The organism is Changpingibacter yushuensis (assembly GCF_014041995.1).
In the GTDB taxonomy this organism is placed as follows: Bacteria; Actinomycetota; Actinomycetes; order Actinomycetales; family Actinomycetaceae; genus Changpingibacter; species Changpingibacter yushuensis.
Map to the genome: position 1 here is coordinate 286032 of NZ_CP059492.1, position 13029 is coordinate 299060.

General features: G+C 56.7%; 6 protein-coding genes and 1 pseudogene. 5 read left to right on the forward strand and 2 right to left on the reverse strand.

What is annotated here, in order from left to right; translation table 11 throughout:
- Positions 1–49: 49 nt before the first annotated feature.
- A complete protein-coding gene (locus tag H2O17_RS01195; RefSeq protein WP_220456793.1) occupies positions 50–1063 on the reverse strand; it encodes an IS110 family RNA-guided transposase in 1014 nt (337 codons plus the stop codon).
- Positions 1064–1470: 407 nt separating this feature from the next.
- On the opposite strand from H2O17_RS01195, the pseudogene H2O17_RS01200 reads away from it, so the two are divergent.
- A pseudogene (locus H2O17_RS01200) lies at positions 1471–1983 on the forward strand (transposase); the annotation flags it as partial.
- A 36-nt stretch (positions 1984–2019) separates the two neighbouring features.
- Here the strand turns inward: H2O17_RS01200 and H2O17_RS01205 are convergent.
- Positions 2020–3267: an IS110 family RNA-guided transposase gene (locus tag H2O17_RS01205; RefSeq protein ID WP_182049970.1), complete on the reverse strand. Its 1248-nt coding sequence runs from the start codon at positions 3265–3267 to the stop codon at positions 2020–2022.
- Positions 3268–3786: 519 nt separating this feature from the next.
- Here H2O17_RS01205 and H2O17_RS01210 point away from each other — a divergent pair.
- From H2O17_RS01210 to H2O17_RS01225, 4 genes are all read left to right on the forward strand, one after another.
- Positions 3787–10344 carry a DUF6531 domain-containing protein gene (locus tag H2O17_RS01210; RefSeq protein WP_182049971.1) on the forward strand — a complete coding sequence of 2186 codons (6558 nt, stop codon included), beginning with the start codon at positions 3787–3789 and terminating at the stop codon, positions 10342–10344.
- Between the two features lie 18 nt (positions 10345–10362).
- Positions 10363–10620 (forward strand): hypothetical protein, encoded by a 258-nt coding sequence (locus tag H2O17_RS01215; RefSeq protein ID WP_182049972.1) that lies wholly within the window; start codon positions 10363–10365, stop codon positions 10618–10620.
- Positions 10621–10910: 290 nt separating this feature from the next.
- Positions 10911–11927 carry a hypothetical protein gene (locus H2O17_RS01220; protein ID WP_182049973.1) on the forward strand — a complete coding sequence of 339 codons (1017 nt, stop codon included), beginning with the start codon at positions 10911–10913 and terminating at the stop codon, positions 11925–11927.
- A gap of 76 nt (positions 11928–12003) precedes the next feature.
- Positions 12004–12447 (forward strand): hypothetical protein, encoded by a 444-nt coding sequence (locus H2O17_RS01225; RefSeq protein WP_182049974.1) that lies wholly within the window; start codon positions 12004–12006, stop codon positions 12445–12447.
- The last annotated feature ends 582 nt before the right edge of the window (positions 12448–13029 follow it).

A 13029-nucleotide genomic window follows, 5' to 3' on the forward strand; every position in this document is an offset into this window, starting at 1 on the left:
TTGAGTATGGTTGATTGTTCGGTGGTGAGGGTTCGGTGGATTTTGCGGGCTAGGTAGCGTTTGAGGCAACGCATGATTTCTCGTCTGTTTTTGCCTTCCGTGGTGCGTTTCTCGACGTAGGTTTTGGTGTCTCATCGATTCGCATCTTCACGAGGATCACGTTGTGTAGGGCTTGATTGAGTTGGCGGTCACCGCCCCGATTGAGACGGTGACGCTTCGTGTTTCCCGAGGATGCAGGGATAGGACTGGCACCGGCAAGAGAAGCGAACGCGGCTTCATTATGGATGCGTCCTGGGTGAGACCAGCTGATAAGGAACTGGGCAGCACTGACGGGGCCAACACCAACAAGCGCCCTGAGCGTGGGACTGATAGAGCTGGTCAGGGCGTCGAGGGCTTCAAGGTTGGTCTTGGTTTCTTCCCACAAATTGGTGATTGTGTTGGCGACTCGTTTGGCTTCAGCCCGGGCAGTTCTTTGAGAAAGCGAGTCGGTGTCGCGGGTTCTCCAGGCACTGATCTGGCGGATCTGTTTCTTGGACAGAGGCCTGCGCGCATCCACACCAAGATCATTGGTACGCACGAGGGCGGTCAGAACATTGATCATTGCTGTAGCAGTGCGGGTCATCCCAGACCTCGCGCCCAGCAGGATCCGCAAGGATTGCCGTTCGTCCCCGCTACGGGGAACCGTCAAACGTTCGACCGGTATGGGTAGGGTCCGGACCGCGATGCTGGCCGCGTCGATGGGGTCGCTCTTGGCGGTACGTCTCTTGCCTCGAATCAGCAGGCGTGGGGCTTCTGCTACTTGGAAGCCAGAGCTCTCCATAGATTCTCGTAGCACACTGCCATAAGAGTTAGTTCCTTCCATTGATACCAGAACCTGTGCTGTTTTTGTGCTGGTGCGCCGGGTGATCCAAGAAATGCACCTAGCGGCCCCTGCTGGGGTAGACGGGAACTGAGCGGCATCGATTTCAGCGGCGGTGGCAGCATCAATGATTGCTAGGGTGTGGGAACGTGCGTGGGTATCGACCCCCACCACGTAGGAATAGGAGTGTGCGACAATGCTCATGAGCTTGGTGTTTCCTTCCATTTCTCAACCAGAGGGCCGGATGCATCAATTGCTTCTGGTCTGGTCTGGCCTGGGAAATGCGTGCGCTCATAGGGCAGTACTGTAATGAGTCACAACCCGCACGGGTTGGACAGGCTTCTCATCAAGCCACGATGAGCAGGTCAGGCCAGTCCCAACCCCCAGGGGTGGACAAATCACACTAAGAACACACGAACCACCAGCGGTGTCATTGCTGGACGGTTCCTGGTTAGTAACTGGCTGAGCCACACCCCAAAGGGCTGAAACCAATCCTGCCAGCCGATCCCAGATCAGCCACTCCCAAGCATTACAGTAACTGGTCTGGATCGCTGACTGTTGGTCGGCGTGGAAGGTGGGCATGTTAAATGTCTGTTGACACACTGGTGCCTATGGCATCGACAAAGGAAAAACTGAAGGAATCAGAGCATTGTGCCGAGATGGACGCTGCCGTTGAACTGGTGAGGCAAGCAAAAGCTGCTGGTCTTAATCTCACTGGCCGGGACGGCTTGTTGAAACAGTTCACCAAGACAGTGATCGAAACGGCCTTGGATGAAGAAATGACCGAGCATCTAGGACGTGCTAAACACGTGAAGACGGAGGGAGGAAGCGCAGACAATGCGCGTAATGGCAAGACCAGCAAAACGGTGTTGACTGACACGGTCGGGCAGGTCCAGATTGATGTTCCACGTGATCGGGCCGCCACATTTGAACCAGTGATCGTGCCTAAACGCCAGCGCCGGTTGAACGACGTGGATGAGGTCGTGTTGTCTCTTCACGCTAAAGGGCTGACCACTGGTGAGATCAGTGCTCACTTCCACGATATCTACGGAGCTTCGGTGTCTAAAGAGACGATTAGCCGGATCACTGATCGTGTGGTGGAGGAGATGCATGAATGGGCTAACGAGACAGGCCCCAGTGCGTCTTGCCTCACGATGCTCCTATGGTGTGTCAATGGTTTGGAGCCATTGTTTGTAGCGGTCTTTTAGTGCTGGTTGTGGTCGTCGTCCGGTTTCAATTTCGCTGATTCTTGCTGGGTATGTGTCTAGTGCTTGTGCTGCTTGTGTTTGGCTGATTCCTTTACTGACTCTGAGTTCACGCAGGTTGATTTCGTCTTCGATGATCTGTGGGCGGGTAAGGACACGGTAGATCTCTCGGCATAGCGCTCGTTTGAGTTGACGCAGGATTTCTTTCTTGGTTCTACCGCGTTTCATCTGCTTTTCGACGTAGTCTCGGGTGGGTTGATGACATGACATTCGGACCAGCGCAATTTGATGGAGGGCTTGGTCTCCTTGTCTGTCACCTCCGTGATTGACACGGTGACGGTTTGTTTTGCCGCTGGAAGCAGGGATGGGGCAGGCACCGCATAGTTTCGCGAAGGCTGCTTCGTTGCGTATTCGCCTCGGGTTGTCTCCAGCAGTGATTGCCAGTGAGGCTGCGGTTATGGTGCCGACACCGAACACTCTTAACAGGGCTGGGTAATGCTCCTGAAGGATTACTTGCATTTGTCTTTCTAGGCGATCAGCCGATTCCTTGATGGTGGCGTGGGTTTGAGCCATTGATTTCAAGGCTGTCATCACATGAAAATCTACGCTGCTAGGGTCAGCGGATCCTGGCCTGGATGCAAGCAAGGTCTTGAGAGTTTTGCTCGTCGAAGTCTTCGTGTATTTCTGGCGCAGGGGTGTGGGAGCAGTGATCAACAAAGAGATGATCATGTTCAAAAGCCCCGTCATGGTCGATACGTATTTGCCTCGAACGATGTGAAGGTAACGTAGTGCCTCTGCGGGGCCTTGCCCCAGCTTCGGTATAGAAACACCTTTACCACTCATCACCGTGCGAGCTGCTTCCAAGGCATCAATCGGATCAGACTTACCATCCATGTGCCGCACTTGACGGGGTGGACGCAGCACCTCGAATGTGGTGTATCCATCTGCCTGCAACCTCCGGTTCAAGCTCGCCCCGTAGGAGTTGGTTCCCTCGATCCCGATGACCAGACCCTCAGGATCGCCGAACTGGCCTAGCTCTTTGACGATTGCTGATAGCCCTTTCGGGGTTGTCGGATACGTCCCGGTCAGCTCAGTGTGTTGAGCGGCATTGATGACCGCGATAGTGTGCGTATCCGTGTGGGTATCGATTCCAACGTAAAAGAGTGCATCACCGCGATGGTTAGTGCGTTTGGTTTCAGCCATTGCTGAACCCCCTGTGTTCTCCAGATTCTTTTGTCATTACTGGAGAACCATCGGGAGCAGACAAAACGTTGATCAGACAGCTACCATGAGAAATGCGAGTAACTCACGGCGCGCAGCCATCGACAACTCCTCAGCCATACTCCGAGGGAACCCGCTACGCGGACATCACTGCGTGAGGCACGCGCTCCCGTTCCCGGACCTTTTAGCTGAGTCTCGTCGCAGTGTTGCGACGACCACTAGAATCCAAGTAATATGCTCGAATCCACGGACGCAATAGGTTCACGGAGTTTAGGACTTTTGACATGGTGTGCGGCCTGTATCTCCATATGTTTTTGTCTGACCGTTGCGGCTCGTGTGTCTTTCGTTGCGGGGCCAGGCCGGTTCAAGGTGCTGGTTGGCTCGTTTCCGTGTCAGTGCTGATTCGGGGACATTGACGTTCGACAGGTGGCTGCCGTGTCTGTTTCTTGTTGCACCAATATGCGTGATCGTTTTCGTTGGACTAGTAGCGTGGGTTTGCTGGTGGCTTGCGCAATGGTTGTGGCGGACGTCCCGCCCGCCTACTCCGATGATGCGGTGACTGCGGATTCTACTTCTTCCAGTTCGGGCGACGAGCAATCGATTTCACCGGTAACGGGTGAACTTACAGCGCCGGATCGCTTCTCGGCACAGTTGCTCGCGAAATTACGCGGTGAACGGGTAGAAGACCTATCTCAACGAAGTGAAGTGGGTTCAACCTTTGCATTGCCAGATGGTCAGTGGCAGCAAGTGGTTGCTTCTGGCCCAGTGTGGGTACAAATAGGGGGCGATGGAACCACCAACGCTGATTGGGTAGCCGTTGACGAGACGCTCGAACAACGTAGCGACGGTTCGTTTAGCCCAGTTGCCCATTACGGTGAAGTCATTGTTTCTGGTGGGGAGGCAGCGGGCGAAGACGCGGAGACGGTAGTCGCCAGCGTCCAAGATCCGGCAACGGGATTAGTCAGTGAGCTAACTTGGTCCGGCGATCTTCCTACTCCTAGCGTGGTGGGACCACGAGCAACCTTCACAGACGTTCAGCCCAGTATGGACATGGTTGTTCAGGTAACGGGCTCTGGCGTCGAGCAGTTCTTTGTGTTGAAAGATCCTCCAGCAACTGATGAGGAGTTGTCACTCCCAGTGAGCGTAGGGGCTGAAGGGGCCACGAGTCGCGATTCTGGTGGCGGTTCCGTTGAGTTGGTCAGCAATGATGATGTGGTCGCTCGTGTAGCTGCTCCAGCTATGTGGGATGCCGCGGCTGATGTTCAACGTGGAAATCCAGTTCTTGAAGAATGGGATGTGGGGGCTCAGCCATCCTTGTGGGCGCTAAGTGAGACCAAGATCCCAGATTCACAAGATGATCCTGTCCAAAATGATGATAAAAACGATGCTGAAACCGATCCAGGTACTGATGCAGCCCTTGGTATCACAGCCCCAATTGACGTGAGCGTTGATGTATCTGAGGACGAAGCACGGCTGGTTCTGGAGCCTTCGCAGGAGTTTCTCCATTCCAAAGATGTCACATACCCTGTGGTGATTGATCCCAGCGTGTCCATCGGTGTTGGTTTCGATACCTTCGTGCAGTCCGGAGTAACTGGTGACTACTCGGCCGATCCCGAGCTCTTGGCCGGAACCTTTGACGGTGGAAAGACGATCTCTCGTTCAATTCTAGGTTTTGGGACTAGTTCAGTTAAGGGAATGAAGGTTACGTCTGCGCAGGTGAATTTATGGGAGTCGTGGTCATACTCATGTAATGCTCGCCCATGGGATCTGTGGGCGGTCTCGGCGGCCTCGACGGCGACAAAATGGACCAACCAGCCCACTTGGTATTCTAAGTACTCCTCCTCAACTGCGACGCGCGGATATTCGTCAGCCTGTAGTGCTGGCTGGGTTTCCGTTGACGCGAGTACATGGGCACAAGCAGCGCTTAACAACAACGATGCAGTTAATTGGGTGGGTCTTCGGGCAGCAAATGAGAAGGATTCCTATGGATGGAAACGATTCAATTCCGGGAATGCTGCCTCGGGACGTCCAACACTGTCGGTCACTTACAATTCATATCCCAACAGGCCCGGAAACACGAAGATACCTCAGGGGCAGTACAACTGGTGGACTGACAATTCGGGAGTGAAGACTCTCTACGTCAACAGTGCTCGGCCAATGTTTTCTTCGGTAGTGAGTGATCCAGACGGAGGTAGTATCAAAGCTCGATTCTCGCTCGCACAAGGGTCCACCACAGTATGGGATAAAGCCGCTGGGGCTTCAGTTTCTTCCGGAGGATCATCAACGCTCAGTCCGTCCTCATCTCTTCCTGCGTTGAAGGATGGGCAGGCATACTCCTTGTCCGTGTGGGCGGATGACGGAGCGTTGTTGTCCAAGGATGCTTACAAGCCGTGGTCTTTCGTTGTTGATTTGACTCCCCCGGCCAAACCAAGTCTCACTGCCTCCAACTATCAAGGCGGGCAGTGGCTCGACTCGGCGCCTTCCTCCAACAATTTCACTATGTCATCGGTGTCGCAAGACGCGGTGAGCTTCCAATACAAGCGCGATGGCGACAGCTCATGGACAACGCTCGCGGCGGCCGGACAGCCCGCAACGGCGTCGCTGGATTGGAATCCGGGAGCCGGTTCGCATCGGCTCCAAGTACAGGCTGTTGACCGGGCCGGATTGGCTTCCGAGACCGCGTCCTTCAGCTTCGGCTCTGGCGGGGCTGCGCTTACCTCCCCGCAGGTGGGGCTCAAGTCCACCGATGCTTTCCAGGTTGCGGCGTCGGCCCCCGCTGCGGGGTCGGGGTCCGTCACGCCGACGGTGTATTGGCGTACCGCGGGGACCTCGAATGGGACCGGCTATGATCCGGCCAGCGGTTCGAACTCGGGCTGGACTGAAGGTTCGAAGCTCGCGACCATCGCCGCCAACAAGCCGGTTTCTATTTCGACGACGTTGTCGGGTGCTTCCGCAGCCTCATCTATCGGCAAAGAGCGGGTCCCGCTGAGCCTCGATGTTCAGGTCTGCTTCGAGTATTCGGATTCAGGCTTGACCAGATGTACATGGAATGAGGATCAAGGGGCACTCAGGCCGACCGTCGTCCGGGTTCCCCATGCTTTCGGCGACAATTTCCCGACAGCTGAAGCTGGCCCCGGTCAGGTGGCTCTGTGGACTGGCGAGTTCAACATGTCCGCTTCCGACGTTTCGGTGCCGGGCTATGTGGGCGACCTGTCAGTTTCGAGATCGTATTCAACCTTGGCCGGGAAGGCAACGAACCCGGTCTTTGGGCCCGGGTGGAGCGCCTCCTTCGATGGAACGGATGCGGGTGCGGCAGGGGCCACGATAGTCGACAACACTCTGGTGGATGGCACATACTCACTGACGGATGCCGAGAACGATGTGGTTGTCTATCGCCAACCAAGCGGCGGCAAGAAGCTCATGGAAGAGGGTGTCTATCTCCCCGTCGACGAGGAGACCAGCGAAGCAGGCATGTCCCTGACACTGTCCGGAAAAGGTGGTGCTGCCCAACTGATCCTACGAGAAGAGGATGGAACCACTACCGTCTATACGCCGGTCTCCTTCACCGCAGGAAAGGCTCCTACGTGGGCTCCGAGCTCGGTCATCGAGCCGGGGAGTGCTGGCGCGACGACGTTCACCAGGGACAATGCGGGCCGGATCACGCGGATCCTTGCTCCGGTCCCTCCGGGTGTGGACTGTTCAAGCGGTGCACTTGGTGTAGGTTGTAGGGCATTGAATATCTCCTACGCCTCGGCGACCACAGCCACGGCGACCAATGCGGGGGACATCACAGGACAGGTGCGTGCCATTGACTACGTGGCATGGGATCCGGCCACGTCAGCGATGGCCAGCACTCCGGTTGCCACATACTTGTACGATGTCGAGGAGAGGCTCGTGAAGGTCACCGATCCGCGTACCGGTTTGGCAACATCTTATGGATACGAGGGATCCTCGGCTTCGGAGCAGCCATTGCTGAGGTCAGTGACCCCTTCGGGTCTGGCCGGGTTCGCCCTGGACTTTGGTCAAGCCAGTCAGGATAAGCAATCGCTGCTGAGCGTGAGCCGCGATCCTGCAACGGCGGGCGGTGCGAAGCACACGTTGTCCCGTTTCGTCTATGGCATCGATCCGCAGACGGTCACCCAAGGTCTCCCTACCTTGACCAGTGAGGAGGTGGCTGTATGGGGGCAGTCAACGGCTCCCACCTATGCTGCTGCGGTCTTCAGTGCAGACAGGCAGAACGTTGCTGGCTCCACACCCTCTGCAGTGACAGCCGGTGATTGGCCATACGCAGATGTGCAGTACACCGACGACCAGGGCCGCGTGCTCAACACCGCGAGCTACGGTGCAGGTGACTGGCAGTTCACTGCGACGGGTTACGACAATGCCGGCCGCGTCATCCGCAGCCTGGACCAGAAGGCCACGGCCGACATCAGGAACCAATATGCCTCGGGTGGTACTCTGCTCTCGCAGGAGGTTTTGGATTCCTATGCGACGCTGACACGCTACAACACGGATGTTGTCAGTGCCGCCGCGGCCAGTGGACCCGGCGAGACGACCGTTGCCGCAGGCACTGTCATCACGCCCGCCGGATCGTTGGTTACCGATACTTGGGGCCCGGCGTTCGAGGCATCGGACGGTAACCTGGTGCGAACCCATACCCACATGGATTATGACCAGGATGCGCCCAACCAGGGTGTTAATCCCAAGACGGGTCTCGGTTTCCGACTGGCCACGACCACCACCGTGAGCGCGGCCGATGCGCTGAGTGGTTCTCCCGATCCGGCAGTGCCGCTCGCCGGCGGAGAAGAGGTGCTGTCTCGCAGTATCTCCGGATATGCTCCAATGGACGGTACGGATCTTCTGAGCGAGACCTCGGGTTGGGTGCTGGGTAGCGGGACGACGTCCACGACCGTCACCGATCTCGCGTCGAACGCTGGACCGACGACGTTGACCAAGTACGACACCGAGGGACGGGTTCTGGAATCTCGGACTGCCGCATCCAATGGAACCGACGCTGGCACGACGCTCTCGGCGTACTACACGGCGGCTGCCCAAACCGGACCCGCGAGCGGATGCGGGAGCCGTCCCGAATGGGCCGGGCTGGCCTGTAGAACGTGGTCTCCGGACGCCTCGGAGCCGGTCACGACGACGACCTACAGCCGCTATCTGGCTCCGGCAACGGTTACTGAATCCACTCCAAGTGCCAGCAGAACGACCACCACGACTTTCGATGAGGCCGGACGAGTTCTCACCAGTTCGACGGCGGCGACCGGACTGGCTGGCTCCACGAGCCTGCCAACCACCAGGACGTCCTACGATCCGAGTACAGGATTGACGACGGCGGTGAGTTCTCTTGATGCCGCTGGCGCCACGGCCTCGTCGATCGCAACTGGATACGACGGGTGGGGGCGGGAAGTCACCTACACGGACCGCGACAGACAGACCACCACGACGGTATACGATGATACGGGCCGAGTGGCCACCGTGACGGACCCTCAAGGCACGACCACAAACACTTACGATTCGGACACCGATCATCGAGGGCTCCTGACCAAGCTGGACGTCTCAGGCACCGGCAGCTATACGGCGGCATATGACGCGGCAGGCAACATGATTACCCAGACCATGCCCGGCGGCATCACCCAAACCTCCACATATGACAGAGCCGGAAATGAAACATCGCTGAACTACTCGCTCAAGCACGGCGATGCTGCCCCCATCCAGATAGCGACCTGGAGTATCGCGCGGGACCACGCTGGACGCATCAACACTCTCTCCGGACCGGAACGGGACTCTGCGTACACCTACGACCTGACCGGCAGGCTGGCGACGGGTAGCGGCACGCTTGATGGCACCTGTACAACGCGCACCTACGGTTTCGACACCAATTCCAACCGGACAAATATGAGCGCCTCGACTCGGGTCGGGAGCTGTGACGGGGACTCCGTGGAGGAGACTGACAAGCAGTGGGCTTACGATGCGGGCAACCGCGTCCAGAACGGCGCCAACGGATCGGGCGGCTATATGTACGACGCCTTTGGCCGCCAGACCAGCATTCCCGCGGCGGACACCGTCAACGGTTCGAACGCTGGGGACGCACAGGTTTCCTATTACGACAACGATCTTGTTGCCTCCGCCACGCAGAACGGTTCGGTCACCACCTACAGTCTCGATCCCGTTGAGCGTCGGGCGGAGCAGGTGACCACGACCGGTGGTCAAACCAAACGGGTTGTCCGTCATTACACCGACAGCAGTGACAATCCGGGGTGGGCCACTTTGGTGAGTGATGGGACAACGGCCGTGACGCGGTACTCGGCGTCGATTGGTGGTGACCTGTCCGCGAGCCTGACCGACGGCGTCGTGACACTGGAGATCGTCGACCCGATCGGCAACATTGCCACGAGCGTGATTGTTGATAGTGAGATTGTGACGCCGAAGCCGTTGAACCATTGGGATGAGTACGGGAACCAGATCAAACCTGTTGTCCCGGTAGCCGGCCCGATCGCCTATGGTTGGCTCGGCGGCAAGGAACGAGCGGTTGAACCAACGAGCAGTCTCATCCTCATGGGTGTGCGCCTCTACAACCCCACCACCGGTCTGTTCACGTCCGTTGACCCGGTCCCTGGCGGAAACACCACCGAATACACCTACCCCCAGGACCCCATCAACAAACAAGACCTCGACGGCAATGCTTGGAAGTGGCTCAAACGAAATTGGAAGAAGGTCCTCGCGGTAGCTGCGGTGGTCGTGGTCGCCACGGCTGTCTGCGTCTACGCATCAGCGGCCTGCGGCACGGCGGTCAGAGCCGGAGCGCGAGTAGTGTCAACGACAGTTAGACATAGTATTGCAAAGGCACCTGTCGTTGGCGAAAGAGGTCGACTCTTTGGGAACTATTCTTTGGGTGCCAAGAAGGCAGGCTATTTCAACAATAAAGGTAGGACAACCCGAGTTGGGTGGGGTGTAAATGCTTCTAAGGGGAGACCGTATACAGTTTTCAGGAAATATTCGACCAGGACCCATGCACACAAGGATTATTTCCGTGGCAGGTACTTGCGGTAGCTACGAAGGGATTCCCAGTTGTTTGATTACGCAGCCTTGTTGAGGGAGCTCTATTCCATCGTTAAGAACTGCCCCGATTATCAGGTTGAATGGCGTGAAGCGACAGAGAGCTGGCGTACGCCCGCGGTGTTTCTTGAGAAAGCTGACCGATGGTTGTGGTTCTTCTGGGACAACGACGAAATGGTGTACATTGCCTCGCCGGGACCACATTCATATCCGACCGACACCTTGGAACTTGCCGGGCTACTGGCCATTGTTGACCGAGCGTTGCCGTGAAACACGGAGGGAAAGAAACCTCAGCACCCGGTGAAACCCTATTGAACGGCTCTTCGGCCCTCGATGTCCGCTTGGCACGTGTTCCTCCTCTGACTCTTGTGATGGAGGGTTTGTCTTGCTGCACTGTTGACGTTCGCGGTGTGGGCGGTGTTTTCACGAAGGTGGTGGGCTTGTGGTTTGTTGTTGGTTCTGGCAGGGAACGTTTGGTCTATCGTTTTCTCACCCGGTTTTCGTTGTGGAAGTTGCGTGAGATCAACCGAGCGATCGTGGAGAAGGGTGAGAGGTGAGTTGTGCTTGCTTATCCAGTGCTGGAAGAGATCGCCGCTGAGCGGATCGGTGATCCCTCTCGCGATGAGCGTTGGGCAGTGGTCTATCGCGTATTGCTGCGGATTCTTGTGGGTGAGGCTACGGAAGACCTGTGGTCTCTTTCCCGTTCTGAGGCCAGTGGTCTGTGGGATGCTCTTTCTTCTGGCGGTGAGTCTCGCCGTGGAGTTCATCCGGGTGTCTGCAGTGTGGATGGATGGTTGCGGGTGCGTTCCTCGGCGTTCGAGGAGACGGACCAGCGATTTCTCGATTACCACGAGGACCCGGTGGGCTTGATCCAGGAGAAGCTGAACCCAGAGGATGCCGCCAATGTGCTGTATTCCTACCTGCGCTCTCGCAAGGAGCTATTGACGACGCCGGTCAACAGCCCCATCGACTTCGGCCTCTTGAGCAGAGCAAGTGGAGAGCCGCAACACTACTTCGCAGAGAAGTACAACCTCATCCGGCTGGTGCTGCCTCCCTTGGTTTTCGTGGGCTACTCAGAAATTGAGGACTGGGAGGTAGAAACGGAGGAAATCCAGGAAGGCAACCCGCTGCAACAGAGGGAGATGGATGAGCATGCCACCAGCGGGGATGAAGAGGTGTCCTATGAGACCTTCATCGCCTCCATCGAAGAGTTCGTGGCCCAAGAAAGGGAGGCGTTCACGGACAAGCCGTCTTGGCTGTCACTTCGCGTTGTCAGAGGTTTGGTGCTGAGTCCCGAGTTGGGATCGAGTCCAGAAGCGGGTTCGATGGAGACGACGGAGCTGACTTCTCGTTTCCTGAAGCTGCGGTTGTATGACCGGGGCGCGAGAGTGCGTGTTGTTCCGGTTGTTCCAGAGCCTGTGAAGCACAGGGACCTCGCCATGACGATTGCCAACGCGCGGCTGCTGGGAGCAGTGTTGATGGGTAACCCTCAGTGGAAGCGTGACTGGCTTGGTAGGAAGTCTCTCGTCTTCGTCGGACTTCAGTTCCGCGTTAGTCCTCGTCGGGAAGAGGGGTGAACTGGAAGTGAGCAAGCGCGACAGGGAGGCGAGAAAACGGGCACGAGAAGAAGATCGTAGAAGGACGCAGGCCGGGATGCTGGTACTTTTCGAACGGTTGTCTGCCGATCTGGATGACAACGTCTACAGGTGCTTCATGAATTATCGAAGTGAGGCATGCTTGGAAGGCCATCCGATCGGTGAACCAGATATCGGGTTCCGTATCACGTCCGACGGCATTGAAGGAGAAGCGATCCATATGATTTCCACCTTCAACCACTTCTTGACCTTCCATTTGACGGACTCATATGACGGGACGGATGAAGGCGCAAGTGTGGAGGAGATGACACAAGAAGTCGAGGAAGTACTCAGAAGGTTCTTGGCTGTGGGCCGTGCTTACCTCATTCAGCGTCCGGTTCCCACGGGCAGGTACTTTCCGAAGATCACTGTAGAAATGCCGGAAAGAGAAGAAGTCATGCGCCATCCCCTTAATGATGACTTGGCACGGCTGATTTCGTTTCGGTGGTTGAAGAATAATTGACCATTTTGTCTCGAAGCAGGTGGGAATGGCGCGAATAAATCCCGTAGAGGCGCTGAGTCTGGTGCAGAGCATCGATGACTCAACTGGAGAGCTCGTTTTCGAGTCCTCTTTGCAGGAAACTGGCACTATCGAAATGAATGTTCGAATGGCTAATGTCCCCATCGGGTGTTTCTCCATCCGTTATTGGTGTAGCGATGTGGTGTTGTTCGAGACGGACAGTGGATTTATGGATTTTAGGTTTTGCGAACAGAACGGCGATTTACAAGAACTCAAGAGTTGTATCAGAGAACTCATTGATGTGGGATACGCATATCTGACGCAGCACCCTGACTCGAAAGGTCGGTTCTTCCCAAGAACCCCTTTGACAACGGCAACTGGAGAAGTCACCCTGCATCGGTCGTTATCCGCAGATGTCTGTCAACTCTTTGGTAGGCACCGCACCGGGGAAGCGAAGTGAGCTGGAAGTGAGTAAGAAGGAGAGGGAAGCGAGGAGGTCACTCCTTCCCTACTCGCATTATCGCGAACACGTTGTGTCGGTTAAGGAAGCCCGTGCCAGAGGTTTGATTGAGAAGTGGAAAAAGA